General features: G+C 73.5%; 19 protein-coding genes. 15 read left to right on the top strand and 4 right to left on the bottom strand.

From position 1 onward, the window contains the following. The first annotated feature begins 50 nt into the window (after positions 1 to 50). From GA0070564_RS20670 to GA0070564_RS20700, 7 genes are all read left to right on the top strand, one after another. The gene (locus tag GA0070564_RS20670) at positions 51 to 251 is read left to right on the top strand and encodes a DUF397 domain-containing protein (protein WP_091610877.1); all 201 of its coding nucleotides are present in this window, start codon (positions 51 to 53) and stop codon (positions 249 to 251) included. Positions 252 to 336: 85 nt separating this feature from the next. Further along, positions 337 to 819, top strand: a complete 483-nt coding sequence (locus tag GA0070564_RS20675) for an SRPBCC family protein (RefSeq protein ID WP_091610881.1) — start codon at positions 337 to 339, stop codon at positions 817 to 819. A gap of 86 nt (positions 820 to 905) precedes the next feature. Beyond that, positions 906 to 2,156, top strand: coding sequence for an outer membrane protein assembly factor BamB family protein (locus GA0070564_RS20680; protein WP_091610884.1), 1,251 nt, complete (start codon positions 906 to 908; stop codon positions 2,154 to 2,156). Between the two features lie 95 nt (positions 2,157 to 2,251). Continuing rightward, a complete protein-coding gene (locus GA0070564_RS28980) occupies positions 2,252 to 2,674 on the top strand; it encodes a hypothetical protein (protein WP_141714827.1) in 423 nt (140 codons plus the stop codon). A 562-nt stretch (positions 2,675 to 3,236) separates the two neighbouring features. Next, positions 3,237 to 3,578 carry a hypothetical protein gene (locus GA0070564_RS29440; RefSeq protein WP_176730768.1) on the top strand — a complete coding sequence of 114 codons (342 nt, stop codon included), beginning with the start codon at positions 3,237 to 3,239 and terminating at the stop codon, positions 3,576 to 3,578. Positions 3,579 to 3,637: 59 nt separating this feature from the next. Beyond that, the gene (locus GA0070564_RS20695; RefSeq protein ID WP_091610895.1) at positions 3,638 to 4,180 is read left to right on the top strand and encodes a hypothetical protein; all 543 of its coding nucleotides are present in this window, start codon (positions 3,638 to 3,640) and stop codon (positions 4,178 to 4,180) included. A 25-nt stretch (positions 4,181 to 4,205) separates the two neighbouring features. Then, positions 4,206 to 5,282 carry a hypothetical protein gene (locus tag GA0070564_RS20700; protein WP_091610898.1) on the top strand — a complete coding sequence of 359 codons (1,077 nt, stop codon included), beginning with the start codon at positions 4,206 to 4,208 and terminating at the stop codon, positions 5,280 to 5,282. Positions 5,283 to 5,332: 50 nt separating this feature from the next. Here GA0070564_RS20700 and hisC read toward each other — a convergent pair whose 3' ends face one another. The 3 genes from hisC to hppD form a co-directional block, all read right to left on the bottom strand. After that, on the bottom strand, positions 5,333 to 6,436 hold the full coding sequence (hisC, locus tag GA0070564_RS20705) for a histidinol-phosphate transaminase (protein WP_091610902.1): 1,104 nt from the start codon (positions 6,434 to 6,436) through the stop codon (positions 5,333 to 5,335). Then, positions 6,433 to 7,437, bottom strand: a complete 1,005-nt coding sequence (locus tag GA0070564_RS20710; RefSeq protein ID WP_091610906.1) for an RDD family protein — start codon at positions 7,435 to 7,437, stop codon at positions 6,433 to 6,435. The genes hisC and GA0070564_RS20710 overlap by 4 nt, the downstream gene beginning before the upstream one ends. A gap of 147 nt (positions 7,438 to 7,584) precedes the next feature. Further along, positions 7,585 to 8,790 carry a 4-hydroxyphenylpyruvate dioxygenase gene (hppD, locus tag GA0070564_RS20715; RefSeq protein WP_091610909.1) on the bottom strand — a complete coding sequence of 402 codons (1,206 nt, stop codon included), beginning with the start codon at positions 8,788 to 8,790 and terminating at the stop codon, positions 7,585 to 7,587. Positions 8,791 to 8,930: 140 nt separating this feature from the next. Between hppD and GA0070564_RS20720 the strand changes: the two genes are divergently transcribed. From GA0070564_RS20720 to GA0070564_RS20750, 7 genes are all read left to right on the top strand, one after another. Beyond that, entirely contained in the window at positions 8,931 to 9,437 is a 507-nt protein-coding gene (locus tag GA0070564_RS20720; protein WP_091610912.1) for an Lrp/AsnC family transcriptional regulator, read from the top strand. A gap of 103 nt (positions 9,438 to 9,540) precedes the next feature. Continuing rightward, a complete protein-coding gene (locus GA0070564_RS20725) occupies positions 9,541 to 10,998 on the top strand; it encodes an outer membrane protein assembly factor BamB family protein (RefSeq protein ID WP_091611642.1) in 1,458 nt (485 codons plus the stop codon). Between the two features lie 67 nt (positions 10,999 to 11,065). Next, the gene (locus GA0070564_RS20730) at positions 11,066 to 12,733 is read left to right on the top strand and encodes a fumarate hydratase (RefSeq protein ID WP_091610915.1); all 1,668 of its coding nucleotides are present in this window, start codon (positions 11,066 to 11,068) and stop codon (positions 12,731 to 12,733) included. Positions 12,734 to 13,000: 267 nt separating this feature from the next. Further along, positions 13,001 to 15,982 carry an AfsR/SARP family transcriptional regulator gene (locus GA0070564_RS20735; protein ID WP_091610918.1) on the top strand — a complete coding sequence of 994 codons (2,982 nt, stop codon included), beginning with the start codon at positions 13,001 to 13,003 and terminating at the stop codon, positions 15,980 to 15,982. Positions 15,983 to 16,017: 35 nt separating this feature from the next. Then, complete coding sequence (locus GA0070564_RS20740; RefSeq protein ID WP_176730769.1) at positions 16,018 to 17,427, top strand: class II fumarate hydratase; 1,410 nt, start codon at positions 16,018 to 16,020, stop codon at positions 17,425 to 17,427. Positions 17,428 to 17,490: 63 nt separating this feature from the next. Continuing rightward, positions 17,491 to 17,649, top strand: coding sequence for a DUF397 domain-containing protein (locus GA0070564_RS20745; RefSeq protein ID WP_091610924.1), 159 nt, complete (start codon positions 17,491 to 17,493; stop codon positions 17,647 to 17,649). A gap of 40 nt (positions 17,650 to 17,689) precedes the next feature. Further along, complete coding sequence (locus GA0070564_RS20750) at positions 17,690 to 18,262, top strand: GNAT family N-acetyltransferase (protein ID WP_091610928.1); 573 nt, start codon at positions 17,690 to 17,692, stop codon at positions 18,260 to 18,262. Here GA0070564_RS20750 and GA0070564_RS20755 read toward each other — a convergent pair. After that, complete coding sequence (locus GA0070564_RS20755) at positions 18,222 to 18,767, bottom strand: CGNR zinc finger domain-containing protein (protein ID WP_091610931.1); 546 nt, start codon at positions 18,765 to 18,767, stop codon at positions 18,222 to 18,224. The genes GA0070564_RS20750 and GA0070564_RS20755 overlap by 41 nt on opposite strands. A gap of 80 nt (positions 18,768 to 18,847) precedes the next feature. Here GA0070564_RS20755 and GA0070564_RS20760 point away from each other — a divergent pair, with 80 nt between their 5' ends. Next, positions 18,848 to 19,810 (top strand): EamA family transporter, encoded by a 963-nt coding sequence (locus tag GA0070564_RS20760; protein WP_091610936.1) that lies wholly within the window; start codon positions 18,848 to 18,850, stop codon positions 19,808 to 19,810. The last annotated feature ends 103 nt before the right edge of the window (positions 19,811 to 19,913 follow it).

Consider the following 19,913-nt stretch of genomic DNA (forward strand, 5'->3'; position numbering starts at 1 on the left):
GCCGCGTTGATCGTCCCGGAATTCCTTCTCCGATCCGGAGGTGACGGGCAATGACAGATCTCGTGGGCGCCGTGTGGCGTACCAGCAGCCGCTCCAACGACCAGGGGCTCTGCGTGGAGGTCGCGGACAACCTGGTCGGCGTGGTCGGCGTACGCGACTCCAAGGACCCCGCCGGGCCGGCGCTCACGGTCAGCCCGCCGGGCTGGACGGCCTTCGTGCGCGCGCTGCGTGCGGGCCGGCTCCGACCCTGAATTCGGGGCGCCTGCGGTGGAAATCCCGCCGTGGGCCCCCCATTCCGCGCTCACCCGCCGTACGGTGGACGACACGGGAGGTGTCATGTCCACGGTGGCGGTCACGGAGTTCATCGACGCGTCGACCGCCGACGTGTGGCGGCTCCTGACCGACCTGGCCGCCCGGCCCGGCTGGCTCTCCACCGCCGACCAGGTGGAGGCCCTCACCCCCGGCCCGTTCGGCCCCGGCACCAGCTGGCGGGAGTGCCGCGAACGCCCCGACGGCGAGCTGCTCGTCGAGGAGTTCCTGGTGGTGGAGGCCGTCCCCCCACACCGGCTGGTGCTCAGCTCCGCCGGCGTCGGGGTGAACTACCGGATCACCTGGACACTGCGCACCGTGGAACGCCGCCGGCAGGCCCGCACGGCGGTCACCGTCGAGCAGGAGGCCGAGGTCACCGCCGCGTACGTCCGGTGGGTCACCTTCCTGCTCGGTGGGCTCGCCGCCCGCGCGGTGGAGAGCGCCCTGCGCCGTGACCTGGCCGACCTGGCCCGGGCGCTGCCCTCCACCGGCGCGCCCGCCGCCGCCTGACCGGCCCCGCACCGGCCCGGTCCGGTCCGCGGGTTGGCCGGGGATCGACCCGGCCGGCTGGGTAGGGTGCCGGGCGGAGGTGGGGCATGAGCGTGGTCGGGAGTCGCCGGCGGGTGGTGGTCGGCGCGGTGGCGCTGCTCGCCCTCGTGGCGTCCGCGCTCATCGGCTACCGGGTGCTCGCCCCCGCCGAGGTGGTCACCGTGGCCCGGACCGGCTGGCCGGCCCCCGCCACACCCCCGGTCGGGGTGCTCGGCCGGCTTCCGGCGGCCCCGCTGATCGTCGAGGGCCGGGTCCGGGTGTACGCGGCGGACCGTCAGGTCTACGCCGACCAGCCCGCCGACGCCCCCAACCGGGTCACCCCCTTCTGGTCCTACCGCCGCTGGCCGGCCCGACTCGACGGGGTGCTGGCCGAGGGGACCACGGTGGTCAGCCGCTGGTCCGACGGGCAGCTGGTGGCGCTGGACGCGCGTACCGGGCGGGTGGCCTGGCGCGCGGAGGGGCCGAGACCCCGCGCGGGTCAGGCCGCCCGGCGGACCGGGGCGGCCACCGTCTGGGACCCGCAGGGCGTCTGGGTGGCCCGTGGCGCCGACGGCCGCGCGGCGCTGGCCGTCTCCGGCGAGGGCCGGCTGACCGGGTACGCCCTGGGCGACGGCCGCCGGCTCTGGCAGGTCGACGGTGGCCGGGGCTGCCGCACCGACCTCGGCACGACGGCGACCCGGGTGATGTCGGTGGACGTCTGCGCCGGTTCGCCGGTGGTCGAGTTCCGCGACGCGGGCACCGGCGCGGTGGCCCTGCGCTGGCGGCCACCGGGCGCCTCGGTCGGGGTGACCGTCACCCCGCTCGGCTGTCTCACCCCCCGCTCGCGGTGCCGGGGGCTGCGCACCACCGGCCCCGGCGACGCGTCCGGGCGGGGTTGGCTGGTCGGCGCCGGTGAGCCGGTCCCCGCGCCCGCGCTGGACGCCGAGGGCACCCTCCTCGCCGGTGAGCTGGCGGTCGGGCCGAAGGGGCCGGTGCTGACCGGCTGGGAGCCGCGTACCGGCAAGGAACGCTGGCGCCGGGGCGACCTGGGGCCGGTGCGGATCCTCGCCGTCGAGCCGGGCCGGCTGCACGTGCTGACCGAGGACCGGGACGTGGTCACCCTGGACCCGGTGACCGGCGCCCAGCGGTCCCGCTTCCCGTTCACCCTGGGCCGGGACGGGCTCGCCTTCCGACCGGGCATGGCGTACGCCGTGGACGGCTATCTCGCGGTGGAGCGACTCCGCGAGGACGCCACCCCGGACGACGACGACCAGGGCTGGTTCCTCCAGGCCGAGCCGGTGCTGCTGGCTGCCAGCTGACCGCCCCGAACCGGTCCCAGGGGATGAACCGTCCACCGGGGCTGTCCGGAAAAGGTACTTTTCTCGGGATCGGGGTTTCCAGGAGAGGGGTCATCATGGCCGGAACGGCCGGTAGGTCGGGGCTCGTCGGGGGCGTGCTCGCCGCTGCCGCCGGCCTCGCGCTCGCGGTGTCGCCGATGTTCGTCCCGACTGTCGCGCGGCCCGACGCGGCAGCCGCCGCGCTGGCGGCGCCGTCGGCGGGAACCGACATCGCGTTCGAGGTGCTCCCGGCCTCGCCGACCGCCTCGCCGACCGCCTCGCCGACCGCCTCGCCGACCGCCTCGCCGACCGCCTCGCCGACCGCCTCGCCCACCAGATCGCCGACGGCGCGACCGACGAAGCCGACGCCGTGGCCGACGCACAGCCGCCTGCCGGTGACCGGTGGCGGCGGCGGGTCGGTGCGGTGGCTCGCCGGACTGGGGGTGGTGCTCCTGCTCGCCGGCGGGCTGATGGTGGCGCGGCGGTCCCGGCCGAGCTGACACCCGCGCGGCGGGAGCGGAGCGGTCCGCCCGGAGTGGGAACGGCTCAGCTGGTGGAGAACCGACAATAAGGATAATCAGAACTTATAGTCATAAGATGCTCATGCTAGCCGCCGTTCTCACCCCCTTGCTGGGTGCGAGCCTCTTCGCTCCGACTCCGGTGCCGACGACACCCTTCGTGCCACCGGCCCCCACCAGTTCTCCTGCGCCCGTCCCCGGTGGGCGGCTCCCGTCGACCATCGGGCCCGGCGTCTCCGGCGGCCCGACACGGGGTGGCCCCTCCTCGTCGCCGTCCCCGTCTCCGGTGTCGCCGTCGCCGTCTCCGGTGTCGCCGTCCCCGTCTCCGGTGTCGCCGCCCCCGTCTCCGGTGTCGCCGTCGCCGGAGCGTGGCCGAGCGTCCGGCGCCGCGCCGGCCCCGGACCCGAGCGGCCCGGGCAACGGTGGCGACCTGTTGCCGGACGCGCCACTGGCAGCTGGGCTGGACATCACGGTTGCCCCGGCCGCCAGCCTGGGGGCGGGCTTTCCGGGTGGTGTGCTGACGGGCTCTCTGGGCACCGTCGAGGTGACCGACTTCCGGGGTCCGCTGAACCCGAACACGTGGGTCGCCACCGTCACCTCGACCTCTTTCGTGACCGGAGCGGGTGGCCTCAACCGGACGGTCCCGAACTCGCTGGTGTCGTACTGGTCGGGGCCGGTCGTCAAGAGCACCGGCGGTGGAACCCTGGTCCCCGGTCAGCTCACCGCCGCCCAGGCGGTCGCCCTCAACGTGAGCCGAACCGCCTTCCGCAAGACGGGCGGCAACGGCAACAACACGGTCAGCTGGCGACCCACTCTGCGGATCAACCTGCCGACCGGCCTGGTCGCCGGGACCTACACGGGCACCGTCACCCATTCCGTCGCCTAATGAGTGATATGCCAGAAAAGGGTCTTTTGCAGACCTTTATGGCTTCTAGCGTCGCTTTCATGCGGAAAACACTTGTCATCCTGACCGCGTCGGCAGCCTCCGTGCTGGCCCTCGCCGCCCCGGCCGTGGCCGCGCCCACCGACGACACCGTCGTCACCTTCACGATCGGCACCGCGAACCTGGACATCACCGCTCCGCCAGCGGTCAACCTGGGCTCGGCGTTCGCCGGCCAAACCCTGACCGGCCAGATCGGTCCGGTGACCGTCAATGACCAGCGGGCGGCGCTTTCGGCCACCTGGACGGCCACGGTCACCAGCACCGCCTTCACCACCGGCGGTGCTGGCCCGGCCGAGACCATCATCCCCGGCCTGGTGGACTACTGGTCCGGTCCGGCGACCGCCACCACCGGCACCGGCACCTTCGTGCCCGGCCAGCTCACCTCCGCCCAGGCGGTGCCGTTGAACCTTCCCCGCACCGCCTTCTCCAAGACGAGCGGCAGCGGCAACAACACGGCGACCTGGAACCCGACGATCGACATCCAGATCCCGGACGCCGCCGTCGCCGGTACCTACGAGGGAGTGATCACCCATTCGGTGGCATGAACGAGTCGGCGTCCTCGCCCTGGCCGTGACCGCTCTGGTCACGGTCGGGGCGACCGCGCTGGTGACACCGCACGCGTCGGCCGCCCCGGCACCCGACCCATCGGTCGCCGACCAGCCGCCACCAGGCGGGGAAGGCAGTCCGGACGGGGAGGAACGCGCCTCACCCGACCCCACCGCCGGCCCGGACGCCGGGCCGGCCACCTCGGTCGGCATCCGCCTCCTGGACGCCCCGGTCGCGCGTCGTGACGACAGCCGGGCGCGCCGGTACATCGTCGACCATGTGCATCCCGGTACGACGATCAAGCGGCGGATCATCGTGCAGAACACGTCCGAGGTACGTCGTCCGGTGGCCGTCTACGCCGCCGCCGCCGACGTCACCAAGGAGGGCTTCATCCTCGCTCCGGACCGGACCGAGAACGAGCTGAGCAGTTGGATCCACGTCGACCACGGGGCACTGCGGCTCGACGCCGACGAGGAGGCCGAACTGCTGGTGACGATCGCCGTGCCGGCGAAGGCCGAACAGCGCGAGCGGTACGCGGTGATCTGGGCCGAGGTCTCCGGCGACGCTGGCCGGACGGTCCGCAACGTCGGCCGGGTCGGCATCCGGGTCTACCTCTCCGTCGGCCCCGGCGGCGAACCGGTCTCCGGTTTCGAGATCGGCCCGCTGACCGGATCGAGGAACCCGGACGGCACGCCCGTCGTCACCGCCGACGTGCGCAACACCGGCAAGCGGGCGCTGGATCTCGCCGGCGAGCTGCGGCTGCACGACGGTCCCGGCGGGCTCTCGATCGGGCCCGTCCGGTCCGAGGCGCAGACCCTCGCCCTGGGCGGCACCGCCACGATCCGGGTCGTCCTGGATCGTCGCGTCCCAGACGGGCCGTGGACCGGAAAGCTCGACCTGGCCAGCGGCTGGACCAAGCGCGGCGCCAGCGGACGGCTGACCTTCGGCGCCGTCCCCGCCGCGCCCGCCGCGGTCGGCGACGCCGGTGACCGGTCCGGTCGCCTCCTCATCGGGAGTCTGGTCGGCTCGGGACTGGTGCTGGTGCTCATCGTCCTCTACGGGTATCGGAAACGGCTGCGGAATCCGGTGCCAGCCACCTGACGCCACCCGGCGGGGCCGGGTCCGGGATCGGCCCGGACCCGACCTCACAGTCAGGCCAGCGCGGACTCCGCGGCGGCCAGGAAGGCGTCGTTCTCCTCCGGGGTGCCGATGGTGACCCGGACGCCGTCGCCCGGGAACGGCCGGACGATCACGCCGCGCGCCTCGCACGCCCTGCCGAACTCCACCGCCCGGTCGCCCAGCGGCAGCCAGACGAAGTTGGCCTGGCTGGGCGGCACGTCGGGGACCAGCTTGCGCAGCGCCTCGGCGACCCGCTCCCGCTCGGCGACGACCAGCGCGCAGCGCCGCTGGACCTCGTCGGCCTGGGCGAGCGCCGCCAGCGCGCCGGCCTGCGCCGCCATGCTGGTGGAGAAGGGGGTGACCACCTTGCGGACCGCCCCGGCCACCTCGGGCGCGGCGACCAGCCAACCGATCCGCAGGCCGGCCAGGCCCCACGCCTTGGACAGGGTGCGCAGCACGGCCACGTTCGGGCGGTCCAGGTAGGTCAGCCCGTCCGGCACGTCGGGGTCGGTGACGAACTCCCGGTACGCCTCGTCGATGACCACCAGCACGTCGTCCGGCACCGCGTCGAGGAACCGGTCCAGTTCCGCCCTGCGGACCGCCGTGCCGGTCGGGTTGTTCGGGTTGCAGACCAGGATCATCCGGGTCCGGTCGGTCACCGCCGCGGCCATGGCCGCCAGGTCGTGCCCGTGCCCGGCGTCGTTGGGCACCCGCACGCTGGTCGCGCCGCTGGTCGCCGCGATGATCGGGTACGCCTCGAACGACCGCCACGAGTAGAGCAGCTCGTCGCCGGGGAGGCAGGTGGCCCGGACCAGGTGCTCGGCCAGCGCCACCGAACCGCAGCCGGTGGCGATCCGGTCGGCGGCCACGCCGTAACGCTCGGCGAGGGCCTGACGCAGCGCCACCACGCCCATGTCCGGGTAGCGGTGCGAGCCGGCGACCGCCTCGGCGACCGCCTCCACCACGCCCGGCAGCGGGCCGTACGGCACCTCGTTGCTGGCCAGCTTGATCGCCTCCGGCAGGCCCAGCTCGCGGGCCAGGTCGGCGGGGCTGCGCCCGGGCACGTAGTTGGGCAGCGCGTCGAGGTCGGCGCGGGTCAGCCGCAGCGACGGCTGCTGGCTTCCGGTGTCGGTCATGGGGTGTCTCCCGGGGGGTCGGTACGGTCCTGCGGGGTGGGTTGGGGGGTGCCGCGGGGCACCTGGACCACCACGGTCTGGGCGCGCTTGTCGTGCAGCGCCTGCCGCAGCGGGTGGTCGAAGAGCGGGGAGAGCGCGTCGACGAGCTGGAGCAGCAGCCCGAAGCCGCAACAGAACCAGAGCAGCGTCGGCAGGCCGAGCGTGCTCCACCGGCGCAGCGCCCGACCCACGCCGAGCGGCTGGTCGGCCTCCACCGGCACCGCCCGGACGTTCATCACCCGCTTGCCGAAGCTCTGCCCGCGGCTGGCCATCGACGGCACCTCGTACGCGATCCAGAGCGCCACGGCGATCAGCAGGATCACCACCAGCAGGCCGTCGGTGCGCTGGCCGGGCGGGGGCAGCGGCTCGGTGCTCCGGTCGCCGGCATCGACCCGGCGGGCCGCCTCCCGCAGCAGCGGAGAGATCTCCTGCACGTACTGCCAGACGAACCAGCCGTTGACCAGGGCGTTGAGCAGGAAGACGATGCCGAGGTCGATCAGTCGGGCGACCAGCCGGGCGCCGAAGGAGGCCAGCGGCAGCCCGTGTGGGCGGGGCTCCGGCGGGCGTCCCGCCCACGGCGGGTAGGGCTGGCCGGGCAGCGGCGGGCCCCACCCCTGCGGTGGCGGGCCCCACCCCTGCGGCCCGGGACCGGGCTGGCCGGGACCGTGCGGCCGGGGACCGGGCTGGCCGGGGCCTGGCCACGGGCCGGGGCCGGGCTGCGGGGCGTACCCCGGCGGGTGGGGTGGTTGCCCGGGACGGCCGGGAGCGGCCGGCGGGCCCGGCGCGGTGGTGCCGCCGGCCGGCGGGGCGGACGCGGACGGCGGGGTCGGCTCGGGCGGCGGGGGACCGGCCGGCGGGGTGGCGTCGGCGGGGATCGGCGCGCCGATCCAGCCCTCGCCGTCCCAGTAACGCCGGGTGTCCCGGTCGGCGGGGTCGATGTACCAGCCCGGTTGCACACTCACCCGGACACCTTAGCGACGGCACCTGCGGGGAACCTGGCACACGGGGGACGTCCGACCCTGGTCGCGCCCAGAGCGGCGTGACGCCGCCGGCGGCGGGCGCGGGCCCACCGCCGGCGGCGTTGCGATACGTCGGTGGCGGCACGCGGATCAGAGGTTGCCGCGCTTCTCCTGCTCGCGCTCGATGGCCTCGAACAGGGCCTTGAAGTTGCCCTTGCCGAAGCCGAGCGAGCCGTGCCGCTCGATCAGCTCGAAGAAGACCGTCGGGCGGTCCTGCACCGGCTTGGTGAAGATCTGGAGCAGGTAGCCGTCCTCGTCCCGGTCGACCAGGATCTTGCGGGACTTCAGCTCCTCGATCGGCACCCGGACGTTGCCGATCCGGGCGCGCAGCTCCGGGTCCTCGTAGTACGAGTCCGGCGTGTCCAGGAACTCGACGCCGGCCGCGCGCATGGCGTCGACGCTGGCCAGGATGTCGTTGGTGGCCACGGCGATGTGCTGGGCGCCCGGACCCTGGTAGAACTCCAGGTACTCGTCGATCTGCGACTTCTTGCGGGCGATCGCCGGCTCGTTGAGCGGGAACTTCACCTTGCGGGTGCCGCTGGCGACGACCTTGCTCATCAGCGCCGAGTAGTCGGTGGCGATGTCGTCACCGATGAACTCGGCCATGTTGCTGAAGCCCATGACCCGCTTGTAGAACTCGACCCACTCGTCCATCCGGCCCAGCTCCACGTTGCCGACCACGTGGTCGACGGCCTGGAAGAAGCGCTTCGGCTGGAGGCCGGCGTCGATCATCGGCTGCCGGTCCACGATCGGCTTGCGGGCAACGAAGCCCGGCAGGAACGGCCCGGTGTAGCGGGACCGGTCGACCAGCGTGTGCCGGGTGTCGCCGTACGCGGCGATGGCGGCCATCCGGACGGTGCCGTGCTCGTCGCTGACGTCGTGCGGCTCGATCAGTCCGGTCGCGCCCTGCGCGGTGGCGTGGGCGTACGCGGCGTCGACGTCGGGGACCTCCAGCGCGATGTCGGAGATGCCGTCGCTGTGCTTCGCCACGTGCTCGGCGCCGTCGGCGTCCGGGCGGACCGCGCCGGTCAGCACGAACCGGGCCGAGCCGCTGGTCAGCACGTACTGGGCGTGGTCGCGGTAGCCCTGCTCCGGCCCCCGGTACGCGACACAGGTCATGCCGTAGGCGGTGGAGTAGTAGTGCGCCGCCTGCTTGGCGTTGCCCACCAGGAAGTGCAGGTGGTCGAGGCCCCTGACCGGGAACGGGTCGCGGGTGATGTCGTGGTCGACGGCGCCGACGAGCGCGTCGACGTCGACCTCCTCGGTCGACTGGGGTCGGTCGATCGCCTGGGTCATGGTGGCCTCCCTTGCGCACCGGCCGGCCTCGTGGGCCGCCGTTGGTGGATCGTTGTGGCGAGGATCGCCGGGCGACGCCGGGTTGGGCAATAGTTGCCGGAAATGCTGGTCAGCTTGCGCATTCGGTAAGGTGAAACCCCATGAGTGCTGGACAGGATGTGCAGCTGGACGAGCTGGACGCGCGGTTGATCGCGCTGCTCGCCGAGGAGCCCCGGATCGGGGTGCTGGAGTGCTCCCGCCGGCTCGGGGTGGCCCGGGGGACCGTCCAGGCCCGGCTGGACAAGCTGGTCGACCGGGGGGTGATCAACGGATTCGGCCCGGACGTCTCACCGGCCGCGATCGGGTTCGGGGTCACCAGCTTCGTCACCCTGGAGATCAGCCAGCGGCACGGGCACGACCCGGTCACCGCGCACCTGGCCGCCATCCCCGAGGTGCTGGAGGCGCACACCATCACCGGCTCCAGCGACCTGCTCTGCCGGATCGTGGCCCGCTCCAACACCGACCTGCAACGGGTGATCGACCAGATCGTCTCCTCGGAGGGGATCCGTCGGGCGTCGACGATCATCGCGCTGGCCGAGCAGATCCCCTACCGGGTGCTGCCGCTGGTCCGCTCCGCGGCCCAGCGGGAAGGAAGAGCCCCCTCTTAACGCCTTCTGCATAGCAGGGGCCCCCTCTTAACACGGGCCGCCGCCAAGAAAGCGTGGCGACACGGCGGCGCGGGGACCGGACGGAGCGGTGATCGTCGCTACCGTGTGCGGTGTGAGGGGCCTAGGCGTACGCGGCTGGTTGCTGCTCGGGCTCGTCACCGTGATCGTGCTCGCCGCCACCGGCGTGTGGAACCCGTTCCCGCGGCTGTGGGACTGGGTCGACCGGAGCCAGCCGATCTCCGAGCCGGACGTGGTCTGGCAGCAGCGGGTCGGCGGCACCCCGCGCAGCGTCACCTTCGCCGGCGACACCGTGGTCGTCGAGCAGCGTACCCGGGTGGAGGCCCGCAGCCTGGCCACCGGCGCGCAGCTCTGGGAGCGCAAGGCCGACTGGGCGGCGGTCGCCGGCGGCGGCCGGGACGCGGTCGTCGCGGTGGGCAAGCTGCTGGTCAAGGGGTACGACCTGATCGACCCGACGACCGGGGTGGTCCGCCGCCACGACGACGACGCGGTGGCGGTCTGGACATACCGGAACCTGCTGCTGGACGCCCGCTGCGTGGCCGCCACCGACTGCACGCTGCGCGCCTGGGACCCGCGCGGGACCCGGCCGCTCTGGACGGCGTTCCTGCCCGGGGTGAGCACCGGGCTGCTCGCCGACAACCCCAACCTGCTGGACAGCCGCCGGTTCACCGCCAACCGGATCGACGACGGGGTCGCCGGTCCCGAGGCGGCACCGCCGCTGCTGGGCTTCCCCGTCGACGGCCGGGTGCACGTGGTGGACACCGCCACCGGCCGGGTCGTGCAGGACGTCCAGCCGGGGCGGGACGAGCGACTCGCCGTGATCGGCGGCCGGCTGCTGCGGATCACCGCCACCGCCCGGGACGGCGCCTGCTACTTCGTCCTCTCCGCCCGCGACCCGGCCACCGGGCAGGAGGTGTGGCGGCGGACCGGGGTCAACCCGCGCACCTCCGACGATGGCGGCTGCGCCCAGCGGCAGGACCCGCTGGGTGCCCGCAACGTGCTGGTCGGCGTCGGCCCGGACGGCCGGGAGGCGGTCCTCGACGGGTACGACGGCCGGCTGCTCCTGGTCGACGCGGACGGCGAGAAGCTGCTCGCCGTCGACGACCGGTACGCGCTGGTCCGTTCCGCCGACAAGGAGTCGATCGCGGCCCGGGAGCTGGCCACCGGCCGGGGGCTGTGGAGCCGTCCGGTGCCCGGCAGGGCGGCCGCCGCGCTGACCCCGTACGCGGCCGTGCTGGTCACCGAGAAGCCGTCCCGGCTGGTGGCGCTCGACCCGCGTACCGGGCGGGAGCTGGCGGGGCTGCGCAGCTCGGCGAACGCGCTGGCGGTCGGGCCGAGCGGCATGATCATCGGTGAGGGGCGGGAGATCGGCTACGTCCGCTTCGGCGCCGGCGCGCCCGGCGACCCCGGTCCGCTCCCACCGGGCACCGACGGCGGCGGGGGCCCCGGCCCGGGCGGCTCCGACGGCGTACCCGGTCCCACGGGCAGCTGCGGCCCGAAGCGGGAGCTCTGCTACGAGCAGGACGACGACAAGGACCGGTGAGAGCGGCGTCCCACCACCCACCCGGCGGGTGCCACCGATCGACCGGTCTGCCCTAGGCTTTCCGCTCATGAGCAGTGCCGCCTCGTTCTCCTACGCTCCCCTGCTGCCGACGGGTCCGGACCAGACCGAGTACCGCCTGGTCACCGACGAGGGCGTGGACGTCGTCAACGGCCCCGGGGGCCGCCGGTTCCTCACCGTCGAGCCGGCCGCGCTGACCGCGCTGACCGCCGAGGCGATGCACGACATCGCGCACTTCCTGCGCCCCGCGCACCTGGCCCAGCTGCGGTCGATCATCGACGACCCGGCGGCCTCGCCGAACGACCGGTTCGTCGCGCTGGACCTGCTGCGCAACGCCAACATCGCCGCCGGTGGCGTGCTGCCGATGTGTCAGGACACCGGCACCGCGATCGTGATGGGCAAGCGCGGCCGGCACGTGCTGACCGACGGCGCCGACGCGGAGGCGATCTCCCGTGGCGTCTACCAGGCGTACACGAGGTTGAACCTGCGCTACTCCCAGCTCGCCCCACTGACCATGTGGGACGAGCGGAACACCGGCAGCAACCTGCCGGCGCAGGTGGAGATCTACGCCGAGGACCCGGACGGGCACCCGGACGCGTACAAGTTCCTCTTCATGGCCAAGGGCGGCGGCTCGGCGAACAAGTCGTACCTCTACCAGGAGACCAAGGCGCTGCTGAACCCGACGCGGATGATGCAGTTCCTGGAGGAGAAGCTCCGGCTGATCGGCACCGCGGCCTGCCCGCCGTACCACCTGGCCGTCGTCATCGGCGGCACCTCCGCCGAGTACGCCCTGAAGACCGCCAAGTACGCCTCCGCGAAGTACCTCGACGCGCTGCCGACGCAGGGTTCGATGAGCGCGCACGGCTTCCGGGACCTGGAGCTGGAGGCGGAGGTGCTGGAGCTGACCCGCAACTTCGGCATCGGCGCCCAGTTCGGCGGCCGATACTTCTGCCACGACGTGCGGGTGGTCCGGCTGCCCCGGCACGGCGCCTCCTGCCCGGTGGCGATCGCCGTCTCCTGCTCGGCGGACCGCCAGGCGGTTGCCAAGATCACCCCGTCGGGCGTGTGGCTGGAGCGGCTGGAGACCGACCCGGCGCGCTACCTGCCGGACGTCACCGACGAGACGCTGGACACCGAGCAGGTCGTCCGGGTCGACCTGAACCGGCCGATGGCCGAGATCCGGGCCGAGCTGTCGAAGTACCCGGTGAAGACCCGGCTGTCGCTGACCGGTCCGCTGGTGGTGGCCCGGGACATCGCGCACGCCAAGATCGCCGAGCGGCTGGACGCGGGCGAGCCGATGCCGCAGTACCTGCGCGACCACGCCGTCTACTACGCCGGCCCGGCCAAGACCCCCGAGGGGTACGCCTCCGGCTCGTTCGGCCCGACCACCGCCGGCCGGATGGACGCCTACGTGGAGAAGTTCCAGGCGGCCGGCGGCTCGATGGTGATGCTGGCCAAGGGGAACCGGTCCGGCCAGGTCACCCGCTCCTGCCACCAGCACGGCGGCTTCTACCTCGGCTCGATCGGCGGCCCGGCGGCCCGGCTGGCCCAGGACTGCATCAAGCACGTCGAGGTGCTCGAATATCCCGAGCTGGGCATGGAGGCGGTCTGGAAGATCGAGGTGGAGGACTTCCCCGCCTTCATCGTGGTCGACGACAAGGGCAACGACTTCTTCGCCGAGGTGACCAAGCCGGTGCTGACCGTCGGGCGGCGCTGAGCTCCGACGTACGCGAGAAGAGGCGTCGGGCTGCGGCCCGGCGCCTCTTCGTCATGTCGCGCATCGACATCGGTGCGCCCACCCCGGAGTGACCCGGAGGGGCGCACCGCCCCCGTCGGATGCCGTGACCGACAACCGGATCGAGTGTCCGACCCGCTGCCCCCGTTCCGCTATCGGATCGCTATCGCCTGAGCGGGTCCGCCGGGACGGTCCGGTCTACCCTGCGGGGGTACGTACAACGGGGGACACGGGGGACACGGGGAGCAGATGCGATTCGGGATACTGGGACCGCTGCGGGTCGGTGGGGGCGAGGCGACCATCACCGCAGGTAGGGACCGTGTCGTCCTGGCCATGCTGCTGTCCCGGGCCGGCCGCGTCGTCCCCGTCGAGGAGTTGATCGACGCGGTCTGGGAGGACCGGCCGCCGGCCACCGCCCGCGCCCAGCTCCAGAGTTGTGTGTCGCGTTTGCGACAACGCCTCACGTTGCTCGGCCTGCCCCCGGAAACCATCGTGACCGACCCGGTGGGCTACGGCGTACGGATCGAGCCGACCGACCTGGACTTCGAGGTCTTCACCCGGCGGGTCGAGGCGGCCCGCGCGGTTGCCGCCGCCGGGCAGCCCGCCGAGGCGCGCCGGCACTACCGCGAGGCGCTCGCCCTGTGGCGGGGCCCGGCGTTCGCCGGGATCGCCAGCCGGAGCATCCAACGGCGGGCGCAGGCCCTCGACGAGCAGCGACTGACCGCGCTGGAGGAGTGCGTCGACGTCGAACTGCGGCTCCGGCGGGCCGCCGACCTGGTGGACGAGCTGACCGAGAGCGTCGAGCGGCACCCGCTGCGGGAACGGCTCCGCGGGCAGTTGATGCTGGCCCTGTCGGCGCTCGGCCGGCAGGCCGACGCCCTCACCGTCTACCGGGAGGGCCGGCGCCTCTACGCCGAGGAGCTGGGCATCGAGCCGGGCGCGGCGTTGCAGGAGCTGCACCAGCGGATACTGGCCGGTGACCTGGCATCCGGGGGCGTCGACAGCCGTACGACGGGGCCGGTGCGCGCGCTGCCACGGGCGATCAACGACTTCACCGGGCGGCAGCAGACCATGGCCCGGCTGGTCAAGGAGATCGAGGAGGACGCCGCCCGGATCCAGCTGATCGACGGCATGGCGGGCAGCGGCAAGACGACCCTCGCGGTGCACGTGGCGACCGCGCTGGCCGACCGCTACCCGGACGCGCACCTCTTCATCGACCTGCACGGGCACAGTGAGCGCAGCCCGTTGCCGACCGGCGCGGCGGTGGCCACGCTGCTGCGCCAGCTCGGGGTGCCGGCGGAGCGGATGCCGTTGGAGCTGGACGAGCGGCTCGCCCTGTGGCGCAGCGAGCTGGCCGGCCGGCGGGCCCTGGTGGTGCTCGACAACGCCGCCAGCGCCGACCAGGTGGCGCCGATGCTGCCGAACGGGCCGGACTGCCTGGTGCTGATCACCAGCCGCCGCCGGCTGGTCGGCCTGGACGAGGGGCGACCGTCCTCGCTGCCGGTGCTGGACCCGGAGGAGGCCGTCGAGCTGCTCGGTCGGGTGGCCGGCGAGGAACGGGTCACCGCCGAGCCGGAGGCCGCCGCCGAGGTGGCCCGGCGCTGCGGCTACCTGCCGCTCGCCATCCGGCTGGCCGGCGCCCGGCTGGCCCACCGGCCCCGCTGGCGGGTCGCCGACCTGGCCGAGCGGCTGGCCGCCGGGGCGGGACCACTGGCCGAACTCGTCGCCGGCCAGCGCTCGGTCGGGCAGGCGTTCGCGCTGTCGTACGCCCAGGTGTCGCCGGACGCGCAGCGGATGTTCCGGCTGCTGGGCCTGCACCCGGGGGTACGGTTCGACAACCGGGTCGCCGCCGCGCTGGCCGAGCGTTCCCTGCCCGACACCCAGGACCTGCTCGACGAGCTGGTCGACGCGCACCTGGCGGAGGAGGCCGAGCCGGGCCGCTACCGGCTGCACGACCTGATCCGGGAGTACGCCCGCCTGCTGCTGGCCGAGCCCGGACACGCGGCCGAGCGCCGGGCCGCAGTGGACCGGCTGCTGGAATACCACCTCCAGGGTGCGGCGGAGTTGGAGCGGCGGACCCAGGGGGCCAGCAACCAGTTGGTGCTGCGACTGCCCGAGCCGGCGCGGCCGGACCTGGTCGCCGCCTGCGCGGCACAGGGGCGCGGCTGGTTCGACGAGAACCGGGCCACCCTGATCGCCCTGGCCCGCCTCGCGGAGGAGGAGGGCTTCCCCCGCTACTGCTGGCAGCTGGCCCGGGTCTGCTGGCGCGGCCAGTTCGACGGGGGTCACCTGGAGGACCTGATCGAGATGCACACGGTCGGCCGGCGGGCGGCCGAAGGAGCGGGCGACGAGGAGGCCGTCGCCACCATGCTCAACTACCTCGCGTCGGCGTACTACCGGTTGGCCCGCTTCTCCGAGGCGATCCGGCTGATGGAGACCGCTCTGGTGCTCTGGCGCGGGCTGGGCCTGGACCGGGAGGTGAGCAACACGCTGGGCAATCTCGGGAACGCGCACGCGGCCAACGGCGACATCCGGCGGGGCGAGGAATACTACGCCGCCTCGGCTCAGCTCTTCCGCCGTCCGGGTGAGCTGGGCCCGTTCACCAACCTGCTCAACAACCTCTCCTTCGCTCTGTTCTCCGCCGGGCGGTACGACGAGGCGCTGCGGATGAGCCGCCGGCACCTGCAGCTGGCCCGGCAGACCCAGGACATCCGCCAGGTGGGGCACGCGCTCGGGCACCTGGGGATGATCCGGCACCGGATGGGTGACGTGGGCCCGGCGCGTCGGCTGCTGCGGCTGGCCGTCACCCTCAAGCGGCGGTCCGGCAACCGTTACGGCGAGGCGGAGGCGCTCAACGAGATCGGCCTGATGGAACTTCAGGGTGGTCGTCCGGAGCGGGCCGCCGCCCTGCACCGGCAGGCGCTGGCGGCGATGGTGGAGGTTGGCGACCGGATCGGTCAGTGCGCCTCCCGCAATCTGCTGGCCCGGGCGATCCTGGACGGGGGAGATGTCACCAGCGCGCTTGACCTGCACCGCCGGGTGCTCGCCGACGCCACCCGGCTGGGCGCCCGGTACGAGCAGGCCCGGGCGCTGGACGGCATCGCCCGCTGCCTGCTGCCGACCGATCCCGCCGCGGCCCGCTCGCACTGGAAGCGGGCGCTGACGCTGTTCCGCCAGGTCGAGTCGCCGGACGGGCGTGAGGTGGAACGACTGCTGGCCGAGGTGGACTGAGCGATCATCTGCGGTCCGGCCGGAGGCGCGGCAGGATGGTACGCGTGACGACTCCAGAGGCGACCGGTTACCGGATCGAACGCGACTCGATGGGCGAGGTGGAGGTGCCCGCCGAGGCGCTGTGGCGGGCCCAGACGCAGCGGGCGGTGCAGAACTTTCCGATCTCCGGGCGGGGCATCGAACCGGCCCAGATCAAGGCGCTGGCCCAGATCAAGGGGGCGGCGGCGCAGGTCAACGGCGAGCTGGGAGTGATTGGCGCGGACGTGGCCGCCGCGATCGCCGCCGCCGCCGCGCACGTGGCCGACGGCGGGTACGACGACCAGTTCCCGATCGACGTGTTCCAGACCGGCTCGGGCACCTCGTCCAACATGAACACCAACGAGGTGATCGCCACCCTGGCCGGCCGGGAGCTGGGCCGCGACGTGCACCCGAACGACGACGTGAACGCCTCGCAGTCCAGCAACGACGTCTTCCCGTCCTCGATCCACCTGGCCGCCACCCAGTTCGTGGTGGAGGACCTGATCCCGTCGCTGAAGCACCTGGCCGGGGCGCTGGAGGAGAAGGCCGCCGAGTTCGAGACGGTGGTGAAGGCGGGGCGTACCCACCTGATGGACGCCACCCCGGTCACCCTGGGCCAGGAGTTCGGCGGGTACGCCGCCCAGGTCCGCTACGGCGTGCAGCGGCTGGAGTCGGCGCTGCCCCGGCTGGCCGAGCTGCCGCTGGGTGGCACCGCCGTGGGCACCGGCATCAACACCCCGCTCGGCTTCGCCGGGAAGGTGATCGAGCGGCTGCGGGAGTCCACCGGACTGCCGCTCACCGAGGCCCGCAACCACTTCGAGGCGCAGGGCGCCCGGGACGCGCTGGTGGAGACGTCCGGGCAGCTCCGCACCATCGCGGTCGGCCTCTACAAGGTGGCCAACGACATCCGCTGGATGGGCTCCGGCCCCCGCGCCGGCCTGCGGGAGCTGCGCATCCCCGACCTCCAGCCCGGCTCGTCGATCATGCCGGGGAAGGTGAACCCGGTGGTCGCCGAGGCGATGCGGCAGGTCTGCGCCCAGGTGATCGGCAACGACGCGGCGGTCGCCTTCGCCGGCACCCAGGGCGACTTCGAGCTGAACGTCATGCTGCCGGTGATGGGACGCAACCTGCTGGAGTCGATCAAGCTGCTGGCGGCGTCGAGCCGGCTCTTCGCCGACCGCCTGGTGGTCGGCCTGGTCGCGGACGCCGAGGTCTGCCTGGCGTACGCCGAGGGCTCGCCGTCGATCGTCACGCCGCTCAACCGCCACCTCGGGTACGACGAGGCTGCCTCGATCGCCAAGGAGGCGCTGGCGAAGCAGGTGTCGATCCGTGAGGTGGTCATCTCCCGGGGGCACGTCGACTCGGGCAAGCTGACCGAGACCCAGCTCGACGAGGCCCTCGACCTCCTCCGGATGACCCACCCCTGACCCGTTTCCGGGGCGACGGGTGGCCTCTTCGCCGGAACGCTTGGCCTCCGGGTTTGGGAGGCGATCCTCAGCGAGGCGTCGAACGACCAGTGCGTCGAGGTGGCGGACCTGGCCGGTGTGGTCGGGGTGCGGGACAGCAAGGACCCGGACGGACCCGTCCTGGCCTTCGAGGCGTACTCGTGGCGGCTCTTCGTGGCGGCGGTGCCGAGCGGGCGCGGTTAACCGGTCGCCCGGCGGGCGCCGGCCCGGCATCATCGACGGCGTGACCGGGGACGTGCTGCTGGAGACCGCGCGGCTGCGGCTGCGCCGGTTCACCGCCGACGACGTGGACCTGCTGGTCGACCTGGACGGCGACCCGGAGGTGATGGCCTTCCTCACCGGTGGGGCGCCGACCCCGGCTGCCGTGGTCCGGGACGAGCAGGTGCCGCGGATCGTCGCCGGCTACGACCGCCATCCGGGTCTCGGGCGGTGGGCCGCGCTCGACCGGGCGAGCGGGGAGTTTCTGGGCTGGTTCGCGCTGGACCCGTCCGACGACGGTACGGAGGCGGAGCTGGGCTACCGGCTGCGGCGGCCGGCGTGGGGCCGGGGCCTGGCCACCGAGGGGTCGCGGGCGCTGGTGCGGCACGCCTTCTCCTCGGCCGGGGTGCGGCGGGTGTGGGCGCAGACGATGGCGGTCAACGCGCGGTCCCGTTCGGTCCTGGCGAAGGCGGGCCTGCGACACGTGCGCACCTTCCACCTGCACTTCGACGACCCGATCCCGGGGACCGAGCACGGTGAGGTGGAGTACGAGCTGCTCAGGGGCGACTGGCGGCCTTCCGCGCCCGGTACGCGCTGACCGCGGCCCGGTTGCCGCAGGCGGCCTCGCAGAACCGCCGGGAGCGGTTCTTGGAGAGGTCGACCAGCACGCCGTCGCAGTCGGGGCGGGCGCAGCGACGCAGCCGGCCCAGCTCGCCGCTGCGGACCAGGTCGGCGAGGGCCATCGCCGCCTCGACCGCCATCCGGGTGGCCAGCGGGGCGTCGCGCGGCACCGCGTGCAGGTGGTACGGGTGCTCGTCGTGCCGGATCAGCTGGGGCAGCGCGGACGCGTCGCGGAGCAGGGCGTTGATGATCTCCACGGTCTCGTCCTCGTCCGCGTGCCAGATGCGGCGCAACCGGGGTCGCAGGGCGCGTATCGACCGCAGCTCGGCCTCGGTGTGCTCATGCCGGCCGCTCCAGTTGTGGGCGGTGAAGAACGCGTCCAGCGCGGCGACGTCGGGCAGCCCCTCGGCGTCGGCGCTGTCGGTGTTGACCAGCGCGGCGGCGGCGAGCAGCCCACATTCCGTGTCATGGGCAAAGAGCAACTTGACTCCTGTCGAGGCCGGCCTCTAGCGTCATCAGTGTAAGCCTAGTTCGGTCATGACAGCCTCGTCGAGGAGTGCCGATGCATCCACGTCCCGCCGCCGGTACCGGCCTGCTGTTGGCGTTGCTCTCGGCCGTCACCTTCGCGACCTCGGGCACCTTCGCCCGCTCGCTGATCGAGGCCGGCTGGTCCGCCGAGGCGGTGGTGGTCGCCCGGGTCGGCATCGCCGCCCTGGTGCTGCTCGGACCCGCCGCGGTGGCGCTGCGCGGCCGTTGGCACGTGTTGCGCCGCAACCTCGGCCCGGTCACCGTGTTCGGTCTGCTCGGGGTGGCGCTGGCCCAGGCCTGCTTCTTCAACGCCGTCCGCTACCTGCCGGTCGGCGTGGCCCTGCTGCTGGAATACCTCGGCATCATCCTCGTGGTGGGCTGGATGTGGGCGGTCCACGGCCACCGCCCGCGCCGGCTCACCGTGGTCGGATCGGTGGCGGCGCTGGCCGGGTTGGCGTTCGTGCTCGACCTGACCGGCGCCGGCCGGCTGGACCCGGTGGGCGTGTGCTGGGGGCTCGGCGCCGCGGTCGGCCTGGCCGGCTACTTCGTGCTCGCCGGCCGGGTCGACGAGAGGCTGCCCTCGGTGACCATGGCCGGCGGCGGCATGGCCGTCGGCGCTGCCGTGCTCGCCCTGCTCGGACTGGTCGGGGTGTTGCCGCTGCACGCCAGCTTCGGGGCGGTCACCTTCGCCGGGCGGCAGACCAGCTGGCTGGTGCCGATCGCCGGGCTCGCCCTGATCGCGGCGGTGGTCGCCTACCTGGCCGGGATCGCCGCCACCCGGGTCCTGGGCTCCCGGCTCGCGTCGTTCGTCGGGCTGACCGAGGTGATGTTCGCGGTGCTGATCGCCTGGGTGTTCCTCGGTGAACTGCCCACGGTCGTGCAGCTGCTCGGTGGCGCGCTGATCGTCGCCGGGGTGGCGCTGGTCCGCCTCGACGAGTTGCGCACGGCACCCACCAACCGGGTCGAGGAGCGCACCGACCAGCCCGCCCTGACCTGACCCGCGGCGCGGCCCGGCGTTCAATCCTCGACGCATGGGTTTCCTGGCGCTGCGATCCTCGCGCAGCGTAGTTTGCGTGGCTGCCGTGTCCACTTCGGGGGTT

It is taken from the genome of Micromonospora mirobrigensis, from assembly GCF_900091555.1.
In the GTDB taxonomy this organism is placed as follows: Bacteria; Actinomycetota; Actinomycetes; order Mycobacteriales; family Micromonosporaceae; genus Micromonospora; species Micromonospora mirobrigensis.